This window comes from Streptomyces lydicus (genome assembly GCF_001729485.1).
GTDB classification, from domain to species: Bacteria; Actinomycetota; Actinomycetes; order Streptomycetales; family Streptomycetaceae; genus Streptomyces; species Streptomyces lydicus_D.
In genome coordinates this window covers 2,416,147-2,433,110 of the sequence record NZ_CP017157.1, presented here as the reverse complement: position 1 = coordinate 2,433,110, position 16,964 = coordinate 2,416,147, and the positions used below count along the sequence as shown (strand labels likewise).

At 73.1% G+C, this 16,964-nt stretch carries 15 protein-coding genes; 1 reads left to right on the top strand and 14 read right to left on the bottom strand.

Going from position 1 to position 16,964, the window contains the following annotated elements:
- Positions 1-13: 13 nt before the first annotated feature.
- The 4 genes from SL103_RS10460 to aroH form a co-directional block, all read right to left on the bottom strand.
- Positions 14-682: a lysophospholipid acyltransferase family protein gene (locus SL103_RS10460; protein ID WP_069568546.1), complete on the bottom strand. Its 669-nt coding sequence runs from the start codon at positions 680-682 to the stop codon at positions 14-16.
- Positions 679-1,410, bottom strand: a complete 732-nt coding sequence (cmk, locus tag SL103_RS10455) for a (d)CMP kinase (protein WP_079145680.1) — start codon at positions 1,408-1,410, stop codon at positions 679-681. Before cmk ends, SL103_RS10460 begins: the two co-directional genes overlap by 4 nt.
- An 86-nt stretch (positions 1,411-1,496) precedes the next feature.
- A complete protein-coding gene (locus SL103_RS10450; protein ID WP_069568544.1) occupies positions 1,497-2,582 on the bottom strand; it encodes a prephenate dehydrogenase in 1,086 nt (361 codons plus the stop codon).
- Positions 2,579-2,941: a chorismate mutase gene (aroH, locus tag SL103_RS10445; protein WP_033267164.1), complete on the bottom strand. Its 363-nt coding sequence runs from the start codon at positions 2,939-2,941 to the stop codon at positions 2,579-2,581. Before aroH ends, SL103_RS10450 begins: the two co-directional genes overlap by 4 nt.
- A 234-nt stretch (positions 2,942-3,175) precedes the next feature.
- On the opposite strand from aroH, the gene SL103_RS10440 reads away from it, so the two are divergent.
- Complete coding sequence (locus tag SL103_RS10440) at positions 3,176-3,871, top strand: nucleotidyltransferase domain-containing protein (protein ID WP_069568543.1); 696 nt, start codon at positions 3,176-3,178, stop codon at positions 3,869-3,871.
- A 55-nt stretch (positions 3,872-3,926) separates the two neighbouring features.
- Here SL103_RS10440 and SL103_RS10435 read toward each other — a convergent pair whose 3' ends face one another.
- From SL103_RS10435 to SL103_RS10390, 10 genes are all read right to left on the bottom strand, one after another.
- A complete protein-coding gene (locus SL103_RS10435) occupies positions 3,927-4,949 on the bottom strand; it encodes an ADP-ribosylglycohydrolase family protein (RefSeq protein WP_069568542.1) in 1,023 nt (340 codons plus the stop codon).
- 357 nt (positions 4,950-5,306) lie between these two features.
- The gene (locus SL103_RS10430) at positions 5,307-6,455 is read right to left on the bottom strand and encodes a pseudouridine synthase (RefSeq protein WP_069568541.1); all 1,149 of its coding nucleotides are present in this window, start codon (positions 6,453-6,455) and stop codon (positions 5,307-5,309) included.
- The gene (gene scpB / locus SL103_RS10425) at positions 6,455-7,174 is read right to left on the bottom strand and encodes an SMC-Scp complex subunit ScpB (protein WP_069568540.1); all 720 of its coding nucleotides are present in this window, start codon (positions 7,172-7,174) and stop codon (positions 6,455-6,457) included. Before scpB ends, SL103_RS10430 begins: the two co-directional genes overlap by 1 nt.
- Complete coding sequence (locus SL103_RS10420; RefSeq protein ID WP_069568538.1) at positions 7,171-8,346, bottom strand: segregation and condensation protein A; 1,176 nt, start codon at positions 8,344-8,346, stop codon at positions 7,171-7,173. Before SL103_RS10420 ends, scpB begins: the two co-directional genes overlap by 4 nt.
- A gap of 122 nt (positions 8,347-8,468) precedes the next feature.
- Positions 8,469-9,113 (bottom strand): hypothetical protein, encoded by a 645-nt coding sequence (locus SL103_RS10415; protein WP_069568537.1) that lies wholly within the window; start codon positions 9,111-9,113, stop codon positions 8,469-8,471.
- The gene (locus SL103_RS10410) at positions 9,110-10,126 is read right to left on the bottom strand and encodes a ParA family protein (protein ID WP_018087947.1); all 1,017 of its coding nucleotides are present in this window, start codon (positions 10,124-10,126) and stop codon (positions 9,110-9,112) included. The genes SL103_RS10415 and SL103_RS10410 overlap by 4 nt, the downstream gene beginning before the upstream one ends.
- Before the next feature lie 489 nt (positions 10,127-10,615).
- Positions 10,616-11,731, bottom strand: coding sequence for an alanine dehydrogenase (ald, locus tag SL103_RS10405; protein ID WP_069573596.1), 1,116 nt, complete (start codon positions 11,729-11,731; stop codon positions 10,616-10,618).
- A gap of 168 nt (positions 11,732-11,899) precedes the next feature.
- Positions 11,900-14,044, bottom strand: coding sequence for a tetratricopeptide repeat protein (locus SL103_RS10400; protein ID WP_079145678.1), 2,145 nt, complete (start codon positions 14,042-14,044; stop codon positions 11,900-11,902).
- 170 nt (positions 14,045-14,214) lie between these two features.
- Positions 14,215-14,841 carry an NUDIX domain-containing protein gene (locus tag SL103_RS10395; protein ID WP_069568536.1) on the bottom strand — a complete coding sequence of 209 codons (627 nt, stop codon included), beginning with the start codon at positions 14,839-14,841 and terminating at the stop codon, positions 14,215-14,217.
- Positions 14,842-14,940: 99 nt separating this feature from the next.
- Positions 14,941-16,596 carry a CTP synthase gene (locus tag SL103_RS10390; RefSeq protein WP_069568535.1) on the bottom strand — a complete coding sequence of 552 codons (1,656 nt, stop codon included), beginning with the start codon at positions 16,594-16,596 and terminating at the stop codon, positions 14,941-14,943.
- Between the last annotated feature and the right edge of the window lie 368 nt (positions 16,597-16,964).

Sequence of the window (16,964 nt, the reverse complement as noted above, 5' to 3'; positions counted from 1 at the left end):
ACTCAAGTGTCGGTCAGCGCCCGGTCAGGCGCCTGGCCTCCGCCAGGTGGGCGGTCAGCCGCTCCTGGATCCGTACGGTCGCCTCGTCGAGCGCCTTACGGGTGCGCCGGCCGGCGGCGCCCCGCGCCCCCTCCTGGGCCTCGAAGGCGTCGCCGAAGACCACGTCGACGCGGGTGCGCAGCGGCGGTACGGCGGGCGACAGCCGGCTGCGCCGCTCCTTGCCGCCGAGCACCGCCACCGGCACGACGGGGGCGCCGGAGCGCACCGCGAAGTACGCCAGGCCCGCCCGCAGGGAGGCGAAGTCGCCCTCGCCCCGGGTGCCCTCGGGGAAGATGCCCAGCACCCCGCCCTGCTCCAGCACCCCGAGCGCGTCGGTGATCGCCTTGCGGTCGACGGCGTCGCGGTCCACCTTCAGCTGCCCGATGCCCCGCAGGAACGGGTCCAGCGGGCCGACGAAGGCTTCTTTCTTGATCAGGAAATGCACCGGCCGGGGCGCGGTGCCCATCAGCATCGGGCCGTCGATGCCGTGCGAGTGGTTGACGGCAAGGATCACCGGGCCGGCGGACGGCACCCGCCAGGCGCCCAGCACCCGCGGCCGCCACAGCCCGTACATCAGGCCGATGCCGATCCGCCGTCCGACCGCCGCGCCGGCCTCGGACGGCACCCCGCCGGCGCCGGTCACCGCGCGAGTCCCGCCTTTTCGGCGCTGACGCCCTCGATGAGGGTGACCACGCACTCGATGACCTGCTCCAGCGTCAGGTCGGTGGTGTCCACCTCGACGGCGTCGTCCGCCTTGGCCAGCGGGGAGGTCTTCCGGGAGGCGTCGGCGGCGTCCCGCTTGATCAGCGCCTCGCGGGTGGCGGCCAGGTCGGTGGCCTCCTTGCCCTTGAGCTCACCGCTGCGGCGGGCCGCCCGCGCCTCGGCGGAGGCGGTCAGGAAGACCTTGAGGTCGGCGTCCGGCAGGACCGTGATGCCGATGTCCCGGCCCTCGACGACGATGCCGCGCGGCGCCGAGGCGGCGATGGAGCGCTGCAGGTCGGTGATCAGGGTCCGCACCTCGGGGACCGCGCTGACGGCGCTGACCGCGGCGGTGACCTCCTGGGTGCGGATCGGGCCCGCGGCGTCCAGCCCGTCGACCGTGATGGTCGGGGCGGCCGGGTCGGTGCCGGAGACGATCACGGGCTTGGCGGCGGCGTCGGCGACGGCCGTCGCGTCCTTGATGTCGATGCCGTTGTTCAGCATCCACCACGTGATCGCGCGGTACTGGGCACCGGTGTCGAGGTAGCCGAGGCCCAGCTTGGCGGCCACGGCCTTGGACGTGCTGGACTTGCCCGTGCCTGCGGGGCCGTCGATGGCGACAATCACTGCAGCCGGGGCGGTCCGAGCGGCGGTTTCCACGGTGACGAACACCTTTCTTGTACACGGGGCGGGGGTCCAAGGGCCGTAAGGGCCTCGCACAAGGTTACTGGCTCACCCGGACGGCGCCGTCCACGGTGTCACTGCCGGATCGACCAGCCCCGCTCCCGCAGCTCCGCGGTGAGTGCCGGCACCGTCTGCGGCTCGACCATGAGCTGGATGAAGCCCGCCTGCTGTCCGGTGGCGTGCTCGATGCGGACGTCCTCGATGTTGACCCCGGCCCGGCCGGCGTCGGCGAAGATCCGGGCCAGCTCGCCGGGCTGGTCGCCGATGTACACCGCGACGATCTCGTACGCGGCGGGGGCGGCGCCGTGCTTGCCGGGGACCCGCTCGCGGCCGGCGTTCCCGCGCCGCAGCACGTCCTCGATGCCGGTCGCGCCGCCGCCCCGCTTGTCCTCGTCGGCGGACTCCAGGGCGCGCAGGGACCGCACCGTCTCGTCGAGGTCGGCGGCGATCTCGGCCAGCACGTCGGCGACCGGGCCGGGGTTCGCGGAGAGGATGTCGATCCACATGCCGGGGTCGGAGGCGGCGATCCGCGTCACATCCCGTATGCCCTGGCCGCAGAGGCGCACCGCGGTCTCGTCGGCGCCCTTGAGGCGGGCGGCGACGAGGCTGGAGAGCAGCTGCGGGGTGTGCGAGACCAGCGCGACGGCCCGGTCGTGGGCGTCCGCGTCCATCACCACGGGGACGGCGCGGCACAGCGCGACCAGCTCCAGTGCGAGATTGAGCACCTCGGTGTCGCCGCCGGGGGTCGGGGTGAGGACCCAGGGGCGGCCCTCGAAGAGGTCGGCGGTGGCGGCCAGCGGGCCGGAGCGCTCCTTGCCGGCCATCGGGTGGGTGCCGAGGTAGCTGCTCAGGTCGCAGCCCAGCGCCTCCAGCTCGCGGCGCGGGCCGCCCTTGACGCTGGCGACGTCGATGTACGCCCGGGCCGCCCCGCGCCGGATGGCACCGGCCAGCGCGGCGGCGACATGGGCCGGGGGTACGGCCACGACGGCCAGGTCGACCGGCTCCGGTGGCGCCTCGGCGATGCCCGCGCCCAGCGCCGCGGCCGTCAGGGCCTGGGCCTGGTCGTGGTCCTCCAGGTAGACCTGGACGCCGCGGGCGTGGAGCGCGAGCGCGGCGGAGGTGCCGATCAGGCCCGTTCCGATGACGAGTGCGGTCCTCACTGGGCGATGTCCTTTCGCAGACCTGCGGCCGCGCCGAGGTAGACATGGGCGATCCCGGCCTTGGACAGTCCGGTCTCGACGTGGGCGAGCACCCGCACCACCCGCTCCATGGCGCCGGCGACCGCGAGCTCCTGGGCACAGATCAGCGGGACGTCCGTGATGCCCAGCGCGCGGGCGGCAGCGGCCGGGAAGTCGCTGTGCAGGTCCGGGGTGGCGGTGAACCAGACGCTGATCAGGTCGTCCGCGAGCAGCCCGTTGCGCTCCAGGATGGCGGTCAGCAGCTCGCCGACCTGCTCCTGCATGTGCTCCGCGTCGTCCCGCTCCAGCTGGACGGCCCCGCGGACCGCTCGTACCGCCACGTCGCTGCTCCCCTTGCGTTGTGTGCCGCGTCACGCACCTGTGCGCGCACTGATCAGCGTAACGAGCCGCACTGACATTCCGTACGCGACGGGTGACCGCGGGACGAGCCGGAACGGCGGTGGCGCGGACGGTGACGGGGCGCCCACCGACGGCGACCGGGGCGCCCGCGCCGGCGCAATCCACCGGCCGAAACCTGGTGACACACGCCCGACCCACCAGCCACAATCGCCGCCATGTCCGAAGCCGCCGCAGGTCATTCGCTGGTCGCCGAGCACACCGTCTACGGCTGTGTGATGGGCTCACGGGCCTTCGGCCTGGCGACGGAGAGCAGCGACACCGACCGGCGCGGGGTGTTCCTCGCGCCGACCCGCCTCTTCTGGGGGTTCGACAAGCCGCCGACGCATGTGGAGGGGCCCCGCGAGGAGGAGTTCTCCTGGGAGCTGGAACGGTTCTGCCAGCTGGCGCTGCGGGCCAACCCCACCGCCCTGGAATGCCTGCACTCCCCCTTCGTGGAACGCATCGACGCCACCGGCACGGAACTGGTCGCCCTGCGCGGCGCCTTCCTGTCCCGCCAGGCCCATCGCACCTTCTCCGGATACGCCGTCGGCCAGCTCAAGCAGCTCCGGGCCGACGTACGGCAGCACGGCGCGCCCCGCTGGAAGCACGCCATGCATCTGCTGCGCCTGCTGGCCTGCGCCCGCGACCTGCTGCGGACGGGCGTCCTCACGCTGGACGTCGGTCCGGCCCGTGAGGAGCTGCTCGCGGTGAAGCGGGGCGAGGTGGCCTGGGACGCGGTCGAGCGGCGGATGGCGCAACTGTCCGAGGAGGCCGACACCGCAGTCTCCGGCTCGCCACTGCCGGCCGAGCCGGACACCGCACGGGTGGCGGACTTCCTCTTCCGGGCCCGGCGGGCGTCGGCGCTCGGCTGAGGCTGCGGCCGGCTCCTCCACCGGGGTGGGCGGGGCAGCGCACGGCACCTGCCGCTCAGGCGTCCCAGAGCTCCCCGAGGGCCAGCAGTTCCTCGCGGTACTCGATACGGGCGGCCCACTCCTCGGGCCAGGCCGCCGGCCCCAGGTGGGCGCCGGCGAAGGCCCCGGTGAGGCAGGCGATCGAATCGGAGTCGCCGGAGGTGCAGGCGGCCCGGCGCAGCGCGGTGAGCGGCTCGTCGGGGAAGAGCAGGAAGCACAGCAGTCCGGTGGCCAGCGCCTCCTCCGCGATCCAGCCGGCGCCGGTGGCCAGGCAGGGGTCGGCCTCGGGGTCCGGGGCGGCGAGGGCGGCGTCGAGCCGGTCCAGGACGCCCAGGCAGTCGTCCCAGCCGCGGGTGACGAAGGCCGTCGCGGTCGGGTCCTGGGCGTGCTGCCACAGGTCGCCGAGCCAGTCCTCCCGGTAGACGGTGCGCTGTTCGCGGGCGTACGCGCGCAGCAGGGCGGGCAGTGCGCCGGGCCGGGCGCCGTCGGCGAGGGCGCGCACCGCGTACGCGGTCAGGTCGGCGGCGGCGAGCGCGGTGGGGTGCCCGTGGGTGAGCGCGGACTGCAGCTGGGCGGCGCCGGAGCGCTGCTGCGGGGTCAGTCCCGGCACGAGCCCGACCGGTGCGACCCGCATGTTGGCGCCGCAGCCCTTCGACCCGGTCCGGCTCGCCCGGGTCCAGGGCAGGTCGCGGTCGCTGAGCAGCTCGCAGGCGTGCAGGCAGGTGGCGCCCGGCGCCCGGTTGTTGTCGGGCGAGCGCCACCAGGCGACGAACTCCTCGCGGGCCGCGGGGACCAGACGGCCGGCGGTGAGCTCGCCGCCCTGCGACGCCGTCCGCAGCGCCCGTCCCAGGGCCAGCGTCATCTGGGTGTCGTCGGTGACCAGGGCCGGTTCGGGCAGCGGCAGCTGCCGCCACGGCCCGTATCCGGCCACGATGGACGCGACGTCCTTGAACTCGGTCGGAAAGCCCAGTGCGTCACCGAGCGCCAGCCCGATCAGCGCGCCGCTCGCGGCGGAGCGCGTCGCCCCCGTGGACCCCATGAAAAACCACCCCTTAATCGTCGAGGTGACGTTAAGGGGTGGCGAGGGGGTGCCGCAAGCTTTTCGGGAGGGGCGGGGCGGCCGGGGCTGGTGTGGCGGCCGGGGCTGGTGTGGCCCGGGCCGGCCCAGGGTTTCGGGCCGGGCGGGGTTTCGGGGCGGGCCCGGATTCGACCCCCAAGTCCGGGACCTGGGGTTTCGGTGCGCAGGTTTCGGGCCAGGGGTGGGTTTCCCGGGCTTTCCCCTCCGCCCACCCCCCTTCGGGGGGTGGGCGGGTACAGGAGGGGACCCCGCGCTCAGACCACGCGGACCGAGCTCGGACCGCGCTCGCACCGCGCCAGGACCGCGTGCAGCCCTCGTCTACAGCTCGACCTCGCGCATCAGCATGCCGACCTCGGTGTTGGTCATCCGGCGCAGCCAGCCCGACTTCTGGTCGCCCAGGGCGATCGGGCCGAAGGACGTCCGCACCAGCTTGTCGACCGGGAAGCCGGCCTCGGCGAGCATCCGGCGCACGATGTGCTTGCGGCCCTCGTGCAGGCTCACCTCGACGAGGTAGTTCTTGCCGGTGTTCTCGACGACGCGGAAGTGGTCCGCGCGCGCGTAGCCGTCCTCCAGCTGGATGCCGTCCTTGAGCTGCTTGCCCAGGTCGCGCGGGAGCGGGCCCTGGATGGCGGCCAGGTAGGTCTTCTTGACGCCGTAGCGCGGGTGCGTCAGCCGGTGCGCCAGCTCACCGTGGTTGGTGAGCAGGATGATGCCCTCGGTCTCGGTGTCGAGGCGGCCGACGTGGAAGAGCCGGGTCTCGCGGTTGGTGACGTAGTCACCGAGGCACTGGCGGCCGTCGGGGTCCTCCATCGTGGAGACGACGCCGGCCGGCTTGTTCAGCGCGAAGAAGAGGTACGACTGGGTGGCGACGGTCAGACCGTCGACCTTGATCTCGTCCTTCTCCGGGTCGACCCGGACGCCCTGCTCCATGACGACCTGGCCGTTGACCTCGACCCGCGCCTGGTCGATCAGCTCCTCGCAGGCCCGCCGCGAGCCCATACCGGCCCGGGCCAGCACCTTCTGCAGCCGCTCGCCCTCCTGCTCGCCGAACGTCTTGGGCGTCTTGACCTGCGGCTTGTTGTGCCGCGCGCGGTTGCGCTCCTCGACCTGGGCGTCGTACTCACGGGGGCGCGCCGGGGCCTGACCGCGGCCGCGCTGGGGGCCGCCGCTCTTGCCGCCCGGGCGTCCCTTCGCGGCGGCGCCCGTACGGGGACCGCCCTTGGCACCGCCGCGGGCCGCCGCGCCCCGGCTGCCGCCGGACTTGGGGGCACCGCTCTTGGGGCCGCCGCCCCCGCGCTCGTCCTTGCGGTCCGACGAGCCACCGGAGCCACTGGTTCCGCCGACGTCGTAGCGGCGCTCCTCAGGACGGGGGCGGCCAGCGCGCTGCTGCTTCTCGTCCCGCTGGTTGCCCGCGCCGCGGTAGTTGCCCCGCCCGCTGTCCCTGTTGTTCCTGCCGCTGCTTCGCATCAATGATCCGTCTGAGAGTCGCCGCTGTCGTCTACGTCGAACGACGGGATACCTTCCGCGGAGTCGCCCTCGACCGCGTCCGCCTCCGGGAGGAACGGTGCGAGCTCGGGGAGCTCGTCCAGGCCGCGCAGGCCCATCCGCTCCAGAAAGTAAGTCGTCGTCCTGTACAGGATCGCACCTGTTTCGGGTTCCGTCCCCGCCTCCTCCACAAGGCCGCGCTGGAGGAGCGTGCGCATCACGCCGTCACAGTTCACCCCGCGAACGGCCGAGACGCGGGAACGGCTGACCGGCTGACGGTACGCGACCACGGCCAGAGTCTCCAATGCGGCCTGGGTGAGCCGGGCCTGCTGGCCGTCGAGGACGAAGCTCTCCACGGCGTCCGCGTACGCGGCGCGGGAGTAGAAACGCCAGCCGCCGGCGACCAGCCGGAGATCGAAACCGCGGCCCTGGCGCGTGTAGTCGTCGGACAGCTCGCGCAGCGCCAGCGCGACCGCGCGCCGGGGCCGCTCCAGCACTCTGGCCAGGTGCTCCTCGGTCGCCGGCTCGTCGACGACCATGAGCACCGCCTCCAGCGCGGGCTTCAGTTCCAGCTCGGCGACGACCGGCGTCCCGGCCGGCGCCCCGGGGCGCTGCCCGGGGACGCCGCCGTCCGCGCCGGCCTCCGTGATGTCGTACGCCTCGGCGGTGTCGTGCGCCCCGCCACCGGCCGCGCCACTCATGTCCTCTCCTCTTCCGCTCGCTCCGCTCGCCCGTCCTGTGCCGCCCCCGGGGACTGTGCCGCGGTGGCGGCCCGCTCCTGCGGATCCCGGTCGAACTCGTCCGTGACCCGCGGCGCGGCCCCCTCCGCACCCGTCCAGCGCACCGTCAGCGCCCCCAGGGCCTCCCCCTGGTCCAGGTCCACCACCCGCTCGCGGTAGAGCTCCAGGAGGGCCAGGAAGCGCGCCACGACGGTGAGGGTGTCCGCCGCGTCCGCGACCAGTTCCTGGAAGGTGGCCTCGCCCGCCTCCCGCAGCCTGGCCATCACCACCCCGGCCTGCTCCCGCACGCTCACCAACGGGGCGTGGATGTGCTCGACGTAGACCTGCGGCCTGGCCTTGGGCTGCATCGCCTTGACCGCGAGCCGGGCGAACCCCTCGGCGCCGATGCTGATGACGACCTCGGGCAGCAGCTCGGCGTACTGCGGCTCCAGCCCGACGGTACGGGGGTGGCGCCGCGCCTCGTCCGTCAGCCGGTCGCTGAAGATGTCCGCGATGCGCTTGTAGGCGCGGTACTGCAGCAGCCTGGCGAAGAGCAGGTCGCGGGCCTCCAGCAGCGCGAGGTCCGCCTCGTCCTCCACCTCGGCCGCGGGCAGCAGCCGGGCCGCCTTCAGGTCCAGCAGCGTGGCCGCGACCACCAGGAACTCGGTGGTCTGGTCCAGGTCCCAGTCCGGCCCCATGGCCCGAATGTGCGCCATGAAGTCGTCGGTCACCTTGGACAGCGCGACCTCGGTGACGTCCAGCTTGTGCTTGGAGATCAGCTGGAGGAGGAGGTCGAAGGGCCCCTCGAAGTTCTCCAGGCGGAGGGTGAACGTCCCGTCGCCGGTCTCGACGGAGGTCTCGGTGACTGCCGGAGCCCCGGCGGCTTCCGCGCTCTGCGGGGCCTCGACGGCCCCGGGCTCCACAGGGGCCTCGGGGTTCTCGGGGGCCTCGGGGGCCTCCACGGCCCGGGCCTCCGGGATCTGCGGCGCCTCGACGGCCGCGGGCTCGACCGGAGCCTCCGGTGCCGCGGGCTCCTCGGTGGCCTCCGGGGCAACCGGCGACTCCGGTTCCGCCGTTTCCGTTCCCGCGCCCGGCCCGCGCCCGAGTCGTCGGCGGGCGCGGGGGGCGGGGGCGTCGTCGTTGGTCGTCGGCATCGCGGTCCATGGTGCTGCGGTCCCGCGCCGGGGGCGACGGGCTGGTCACGGGCGGAACACCCGCCGGAGGGGCAGGCTATCCCGTACCCGGCCAGGACGGACTCCAGGCCGCGCGGCGGGGCTCAGCGGCCCCGGAGCCGCCGTACCAGGATGCTGGCGTCGCCGCGGGACTCCAGGTCGGCGAGGACCACGGCGACCGCCTCGCGGACGATGCGGCCGCGGTCGACGGCGAGGCCGTGTTCGCCGCGCAGGACCAGCCGGGCGTGTTCGAGGTCCATGAGCTCCTCGGCGGAGACATAGACGGTGATCTTCTCGTCGTGCCGTTCCCGGCCGCTGGGGCGGCGGTTGGCGCCGCGGGCGTTGCCGCGGCGGCGGCTCTGGCCGGTGGCCGCGGCGGCGTCCGGGCCGGCCTGTCCTACCTGCCCCGCCTGCGTGCGGTGCCCTTTGGCCGCGTCACCGTCCGGCTCGCGTCCGCTGTGCTCGGCCGGGGTCGTGACCGCCGGCACCCGGGGCGGGGTGGCCGGACCACCGTCCCCGGCCGTCGCCGGGGTGTCCGGGCCGCCGTTCCCGGGCCGCCGCTGCCGTGCCGCGGCGGCCGCCTCCGGGGCCTCCGCGCCCGGGTCGGCCTCCCCGGCCGGCGCGGGCACCCGCGGCGCCTCGCCGTTCGCCGCGGCCGCCGCGCCGTTCGCCGTGCGACGGGGGCTGGAGGGCTGCAGCCCCACTCCCCCGGTGGTACGGAACAACTCGTCGGCTCCCGGCAGACTCACTCGGCGTGACACCGGGCGAGCACCTCCCTGGCGAGCTGGCGATAGGCGGCGGCACCGACGGAGTTGGAGGCGTACGTGGTGATCGGCTCGCCCGCGACGGTGGTCTCCGGGAAGCGGACCGTACGGCCGATGACGGTGTGGTAGACGTGGTCGTCGAAGGCTTCGACCACACGCGCCAGCACCTCGCGGCTGTGCACGGTACGGGAGTCGTACATCGTGGCCAGGATGCCGTCCAGCTCCAGCTCGGGGTTGAGCCGCTCCTGGACCTTCTCGATGGTCTCGGTGAGCAGCGCGACTCCGCGCAGCGCGAAGAACTCGCACTCCAGCGGCACGATGACCTTGTGAGCGGCCGTCAGGGCGTTGACGGTGAGCAGGCCCAGCGACGGCTGGCAGTCGATGACGATGTAGTCGTAGTCCGCCAGCAGGGGCTTCAGGGCGCGCTGCAGGGTCGACTCGCGCGCGACCTCGCTGACCAACTGCACCTCGGCCGCCGACAAGTCGATATTGCTGGGCAGCAGGTCCATGTTGGGGACCGCGGTCTTCAGCAGCACCTCGTCGGCCGACATGCCCCGCTCCATGAGCAGGTTGTAGACCGTCAGGTCGAGTTCCATCGGGTTGACGCCGAGTCCGACCGACAGGGCGCCCTGCGGGTCGAAGTCGACGAGCAGCACCCGTCGTCCGTATTCGGCGAGTGCGGCGCCCAGGTTGATGGTCGAGGTGGTCTTGCCGACCCCGCCCTTCTGGTTGCACATCGCGATGATCTTCGCCGGGCCGTGGTCCGACAGCGGGCCGGGAATGGGGAAGTAAGGGAGCGGGCGTCCGGTCGGGCCGACGCGTTCGCGGCGCTGGCGCGCGGCGTCCGGCGCGAGCGTCGCGGCGTATTCGGGGTCCGGCTCGTACTCCGCGTCCGGATCGTAGAAGTGCCCCTCGGGCAGGTCGTCGTAGTCGGCGAGACGGGCGGGTTCTCCACTGCCCCGGTCGCCGGCCATGGCGTTCACGTGATGGCCGTCCATGCTCTGGTGGGCTGTCGTGGAAATGCTGTGCTGGGCTGCGAAGGTGCGGACCGCGACGGAGCCGACAGCCTCGAGCCCCGAGGGACCCTGGCCCCGTGCAACCGCTCCTGGGTGACCGCCTCCGGGAGAAAATGTCGACTCATTCACAAGTCGTCTTACCTCCTTGGACGTGACCAGGAAACTTTATCGATAGGTCAGCGTGGCACCATGCCGACGGTTGGCGACTCTATGGCGTGTCGGGCGTCCGCAGCAACACAATCCACCGGACCCGGCACGATGTGTCGGTAACCGGACCCCCGGATGTCAAGGGCGCAAGCGGTATCGGACCGATGTTTCGGGGGTGCGCGAATCGGTTAAAGGGTTACGTTCACGGCGAGTTGAGAACCGCCGTTCCGGAACGGCACCTACCGGTGGTCGCACATGCGACCGGCCGGGCCCTGTTGCCAAGGCCCGGCCGGATGTGCAGCGTTGACGCGCTTCGTTGACGTCTCAGCCGAGCAGGGTGCGCAGTTCGGTGCACTCGAGACCGAGGGCCTCGGCGACGGAGGGGTAGACCACCTTGCCGTCGTGCGTGTTCAGACCCTTCGCCAGCGCCGGGTCACGGCGCAGCGCCTCGACCCAGCCGCGGTTCGCCAGCTCCACGATGTAGGGCAGCGTGGCGTTGGTGAGGGCGTGGGTGGAGGTGTTCGGCACCGCGCCGGGCATGTTGGCGACGCAGTAGAAGACCGAGTTGTGGACGGTGAAGGTCGGCTCGGCGTGCGTGGTGGGACGGGAGTCCTCGAAGCAGCCGCCCTGGTCGATGGCGATGTCGACAAGGACACTTCCGGGCTTCATCTTGGCGACGAGCTCGTTGGTGACCAGCTTGGGGGCCTTGGCACCCGGGATCAGGACGGCACCGACGACGAGGTCGGCCTCGACGACGGCCTTCTCCAGCTCGTAGGCGTTGGAGACGATCGTCTGCACCTTGGTGCCGAAGATCTTGTCGGCCTCGCGGAGCTTGTTGATGTCCTTGTCGAGCAGCGTGACGTGGAAGCCGAGGCCCACGGCGATCTGCACGGCGTTCCAGCCGGAGACGCCACCACCGATGACGACGGCCTTGCCCGCCTGCACGCCGGGGACGCCACCGGGCAGCACGCCGCGGCCGCCGGCCTGGCGCATCAGGTGGTACGCGCCGACCTGCGGGGCGAGCCGGCCCGCGACCTCGGACATCGGGGCGAGCAGCGGCAGCTGACGGCCGGCCGTCTCGACGGTCTCGTAGGCGATGGCGGTGGTGCCGGACTCCAGCAGGGCGTCCGTGCACTCACGGGAGGCGGCCAGGTGCAGGTAGGTGAAGAGCGTCTGGTCCTTGCGGAGGCGGTGGTACTCCTCCGCGATCGGCTCCTTGACCTTCAGCAGCAGGTCAGCGGTGCCCCAGACCTCGTCAGCGGTGTCGAGGATGGTGGCACCGGCGGAGACGTACTCCTCGTTCGTGATGGAGGAGCCGAGACCGGCGTCCTTCTCGATGAACACCTGGTGGCCGTGGCGGACGAGTTCGTTGACTCCGGCGGGCGTGATGGCCACGCGGAACTCGTTGTTCTTGACCTCGCGGGGGATGCCGACCTTCACGTCGATCACGGTCCTTGAAAGAGAGGGTGCAGGAGGAATTATCCCCTCATGCGATGCATGACGGAACTGACCGCGCCGTACGCGGCCCAGCCAGTCTATTGAAGGAGCTCTTCTTGTCTAGCCTTGCAAAGCATTAATTTCCGCCGGAGACGCTACCGATTTCGTAGGTCACAGAGGGTTATCTTCGAGGAGCTGCTCCCCGACCGAGCGGTGGAGCCGTGCCGCTGCTGGATCGCCGAGCCGGCCGAGGGTGTCCGCAATCCGCAGCTGGAGGGTCCCCTCCAGCCGTCCGTCGCCCGCTCTGCGGGCCATCTCCAGGGCTTCCCGGCAGGTCCGCAGCGCCTCCTCGGGCCGCCCCGCCCGCTCCTGGACCAGGGCCAGCCCTCCCGTCGCCCGGGCCTGGCCGGCCGGCTCGCCGAGCCTGCGGTACGTGCGGGCGGCCGCCCGCCACTGCCGGAGCGCCTCCTCCCACCGCCCCGCGCGGCCGAGCGCTTCGCCGATCCGGCCGTGCAGGCGCGCCGCGTCCGCCGCCTCGCCGCGGGCCAGCCGCAGTTCCAGCGCCCGTCCGTACCAGTCGGCGGCCCGCTGCCCGTCACCCAGCTCGGCATACGTGTCTCCCAGCGATTCCAGTGCCCGGCCGGTGGCGACCGGGTCCTTCACCGAGCGGGCCGCCTCCAGCGCGGCCCGGTAGCGGGTGGCGGCCTGGGCGGTCCGGCCCGCCTGCCCGTCCAGGTCCGCGAGGTTCAGCAGCGCGGCGGCCTTCTCGCGCGCCAGCCCGCGCCGCTCGGCGACCTGGAGCACCAGTCCGTGCAGCGCGTACAGGTCGGCCGCGGCGGCCTCGGCGCCCTGGTGCACGAGCAGCGTCCGGGTGAGCGTGGCCATCAACCGCCGGTCCAGGGTGTCGAGTTCACCGTCCGCGACGGCGATCCTGGCGGCGTCGAGCAGTGCGCCGCGGCGGCTGCGCAGCCAGTGCGCGGCGGCGTCCTCGGAGCCGAAGCGCAGCGCGCGGGGCAGGCCGGCGACCTGCTGCCGGGCCGGCGCGCCGGCCGGCTCGCCCATCGCCCGGCACGACTGCAGCAGCCGTACGGTGCGCTCCAGCATCCGGGCGCGGGCCAGCTGGATCTCGGCGGGCCGTTCGTGCGCGTGGAGCAGGGCGCGCACGAACGGATCGAGGCAGCCGGGGAGGCGGTACTGCGGCTGCCCGGCCGCGTCCGGCGCCGGGACCCCGGGGACCGTGCCGTCCTCGGTGACCGGCCGCAGCAGGCCGAGCGCGGCGAAGTCACCGAGCGCCGTGCCGGCCGCGGCAACCGAGCAGCCGGCCAGCGCGGAGGCGGTGTGCGCGTCCACGAGGCCGGCCGGGGCGAGGGCGGTCAGCCGCAGTATGCGGGCCGCGGACGGCGGCAGCGCCGCGTGGGCGAGGTGGAAGGCGCGGTACAGCGGGCGGGCGCCGCCGGGGACGTCCGCCGGTACCGGGACGGCCCGCAGCGCCTGGCTCAGATCGGCCACCGAGCACTTGGGGCGGGCGGCGAGCCAGGCGCCGGCCAGCACCAGCGCGGCGGGCTGGCCGCCGCACTCCTCGCCGACGCTCTCGGCGGTGCGCGGGTCGACGGTGATCCGGGTCGGTCCGGCGTACCGGGCGAGGATCTCGACGCAGGCCGCGCTGTCCAGACCGCCCAGGGTGCACGGCCGGACATCCGGGATGCCGGTCAGCGGGCCCCGGGAGACCACCACGACCAGGCAGTCCGGGGCGTCCGGGAGCAGCGGTTCGACCTCGTCGGCGCCCGGGGCGTCGTCCAGGAAGAGCAGCGCCCGGCGCCCGGCGAGCGCACCGCGCAGCCGCTCGGTCAGCTGGTCCTCGGGGGCGCCCGGCACCACCGGCTCGCCGAGCGCGGTCAGCAGGTCACGCGCGGTACGGGCGGTGCCGGCCACCTGACCCGCGGGCCCGGTCAGGGTGGCCCGCAGCACCCCGTCGGGGTAGCCGCCGGCCAGCTCGCGCAGCAGTTCCTCGGCCAGTGCCGTGCGCCCGGACCCGGGGCGGCCGGCGATCAGCAGCACCCGGCTGCGGGCGCCCTTGCGGCCGGAGAGGGTGTCCAGCCCGGCCCGGGCGATGTCGGCGTGCAGCGCCGTCAGCTCGCGGCGGCGCCCGGCGAACCCGCCGGCCGACGGTGCGGGGGCGCTCGCGGGTACGGCGGGGCGGGCGACGTCCTGGTCGGGGCGGCGGGACCGCGGGGTCTGCCGCTCCGGCGCCGCCGCGGCCGGCTCCGCCACCGCCTCGGGCGGGAGGTGTCCCCCGCCCACCGCCTGCTCCGTCACCGGTCACGCTCCCGTCCACCCGTGCGTACGACCCCGCCGCGAGTGCGCACGGGGTCGCTGTCGAGCGTAGTTCACGGGCCGTCACGTTCCGTGCGGAGCACGGCGGTTGGGTCACTCGATCGGATCGGCGGATCATCCGACCGGGATCGGCGGGGTCGCCCGCCGGTGATTCAGGACGCGAAGGGGCGGGCCGGCCAGGGGGCGTCGGCCGGCCGCAGCGCGTCCAGGCCCTCCCCGGCCTGCGCCGCGGTGAGCGCCAGCACCCCCACCACCAGGCAGTTGTTGTGCAGCTCGCCGGCGAGCGCGCCGCGCACCAGCTCCTGCTGCGGCACCCGCGCCAGCTCCATGTCGGCCTCCTCCTCGGAGACCTCGAACCGCTCGCCCTCGGCCTCCGAGAGATCACGGGCCAGGAAGATCCGTACCGCCTCGTCGCAGCCGCCCGGCGTGGTGTAGACGTCGGTCAGCACCCGCCAGTCCTCCGCCTTGACGTGCGCCTCCTCGTACAGCTCGCGCTGCGCGGCGTGCAGCGGGTTCTCGCCGGGGACGTCCAGCAGCCCGGCGGGGATCTCCCAGAGCCGCTGGCGCACGGGGTGGCGGTACTGGCGCAGCACCAGCACCCGGCCCTCGTCGTCGAGCGCGACCACGGCCACGGAACCGGGGTGGACCTGGTAGTCGCGGGTGACGGTGTGCCCGTCCGGCATGACGACCGTGTCGGTGCGCACGCTGGTCTTGTTCCCGGTGAACGGCGTCGTGGAGGCGGTGACCGTCCACTCCTCCGGGGTGTCCTTGATCGCCATGGTGCGTCCTCCTGCTGTGAGCCCGTACAACGCGGAAACCGGGGCACGACCTCAGGGAAAGAGGCCGTACCCCGGCAACCGTATCCGCCGGGCGGTCGGCTACTTCTGGGTGCCCGTCTTGCGCGCGACCGCGGCCTTCACCAGTCCGGCGAAGAGCGGGTGCGGGCGGGTCGGGCGGGAGCGCAGCTCCGGGTGCGCCTGGGTGGCGACGAGGTAGGGGTGCACCTCGCGGGGGTACTCGACGTACTCGACGAGCTTGTTGTCCGGGGAGGTGCCGGAGAACAGCAGGCCGGCCTTCTTCTCCAGCTCACCGCGGTAGGCGTTGTTGACCTCGTAGCGGTGGCGGTGCCGCTCCTCGACGTACGGGGCGTCGCCGTAGACCTCGCGGACGATGGAGCCCTCGGCGAGCTTGGCCGGGTACATGCCCAGCCGCATCGTGCCGCCCATGTCGCCCTCGCCCGCGACGATGTCCAGCTGCTCGGCCATCGTGGAGATCACCGGGTGGGCGGTCGCGGGGTCGAACTCGGTGGAGTTGGCGCCGTCGATCTCCGCCAGGTTGCGGGCCGCCTCGATGACCACGCACTGCAGGCCCAGGCACAGGCCCAGCAGCGGGACGCGGTTCTCACGGGCGTAGGTGATCGCGCCGACCTTGCCGTCCACACCACGGTCGCCGAAGCCGCCGGGGATGCAGATCGCGTCGCAGTCGGACAGCTGCGCCGCGGCGCCGGCCGGGGTCCGGCACTCGTCCGAGGTGACCCACTTGATCTTGACCCGGGCCTTGTTGGCGAAACCGCCGGCCCGCAGCGCCTCGGTGACCGAGAGGTAGGCGTCCGGCAGGTCGATGTACTTGCCGACCAGCGCGACGTTGACCTCGTGGTCGGGGTTGTGGACGCGGTCCAGCAGGTCGGCCCACTGGGTCCAGTCCACGTCGCGGAACGGCAGGTCCAGCTTGCGGACGACGTAGGCGTCCAGGCCCTCGGCGTGCAGCACCTTGGGGATGTCGTAGATCGACGGGGCGTCGATGGCGGCGACCACCGCGGCCTCGTCGACGTCGCACATCAGCGAGATCTTGCGCTTGATCGCGGTGGGCACCTCGCGGTCGGCCCGCAGCACGATCGCGTCGGGCTGGATACCGATGTTGCGCAGCGCCGCGACCGAGTGCTGGGTCGGCTTGGTCTTCAGCTCACCGGACGGGCCGATGTAGGGCAGCAGCGAGATGTGCACGACGAAGACGTTGTCCCGGCCGACCTCGTGGCGGACCTGGCGGACGGTCTCCAGGAACGGCAGCGACTCGATGTCGCCGACCGTGCCGCCGACCTCGGTGATGACGACGTCGACGTCCTCGGTCGCCATCCGCCGGATGCGGTGCTTGATCTCGTTGGTGATGTGCGGGATGACCTGCACGGTGTCACCGAGGTACTCGCCGCGGCGCTCCTTGGCGATCACGGTGTTGTAGACCTGGCCGGTGGTGACGTTCGCCGAGCCGTCGAGGTCGACGTCGAGGAACCGCTCGTAGTGGCCGATGTCGAGGTCGGTCTCGGCGCCGTCGTTGGTGACGAAGACCTCGCCGTGCTGGAACGGGTTCATCGTTCCGGGGTCGACGTTCAGGTACGGGTCGAGCTTCTGCATGGTGACCCGCAGGCCCCGCGCCTTGAGGAGGGCACCCAGGCTGGAGGCGGTGAGCCCCTTGCCGAGGGAGGAGGCGACGCCCCCGGTGACGAAGAGGTGCTTGGTCGTCCTGGATTTGGGCGGCATGGCCAAGAGGGAACTCCCGTGGTCGCGAGGTGGAGAGGTGCGAAGCGGCGCCGTCCCGGGTTTTCAGGGGTGCCGTCGCTGCGGTTCGGGGGTTCTCGTGCCCACCGGTCCACGGGGTACCAGGCTATCAGCGCCGCGGCATGGTCGCGCCCGGCCACGCCCCGGAACCTCGTGGGACGGTTCCGCATGACAGTGCGTGACGGTTAGCCTTGACAGTGTCACGTGACGGAGGCCACCCGTTCGGAGCACTTCACTCGTCGCGAGCGTCGCGCGGATCACCCGCGTGCATCGTATTCTGCTCGGACACTCGCAACGAGCCGTCCGGGAAGGCACCACCCTCCCCCAGCTACCGCTGGCTGGGGGACCCC

Coding starts and splice junctions, on each gene's coding strand:
- SL103_RS10440 (WP_069568543.1), top strand. CDS start 3,176: ATGTCCGAAGCCGCCGCAGGTCATTCGCTGGTCGCCGAGCACACCGTC.
- SL103_RS10435 (WP_069568542.1), bottom strand. CDS start 4,949: ATGGGGTCCACGGGGGCGACGCGCTCCGCCGCGAGCGGCGCGCTGATC.
- SL103_RS10430 (WP_069568541.1), bottom strand. CDS start 6,455: ATGCGAAGCAGCGGCAGGAACAACAGGGACAGCGGGCGGGGCAACTAC.
- scpB (WP_069568540.1), bottom strand. CDS start 7,174: ATGAGTGGCGCGGCCGGTGGCGGGGCGCACGACACCGCCGAGGCGTAC.
- SL103_RS10420 (WP_069568538.1), bottom strand. CDS start 8,346: ATGCCGACGACCAACGACGACGCCCCCGCCCCCCGCGCCCGCCGACGA.
- SL103_RS10410 (WP_018087947.1), bottom strand. CDS start 10,126: ATGGACGGCCATCACGTGAACGCCATGGCCGGCGACCGGGGCAGTGGA.
- SL103_RS10395 (WP_069568536.1), bottom strand. CDS start 14,841: ATGGCGATCAAGGACACCCCGGAGGAGTGGACGGTCACCGCCTCCACG.
- SL103_RS10390 (WP_069568535.1), bottom strand. CDS start 16,596: ATGCCGCCCAAATCCAGGACGACCAAGCACCTCTTCGTCACCGGGGGC.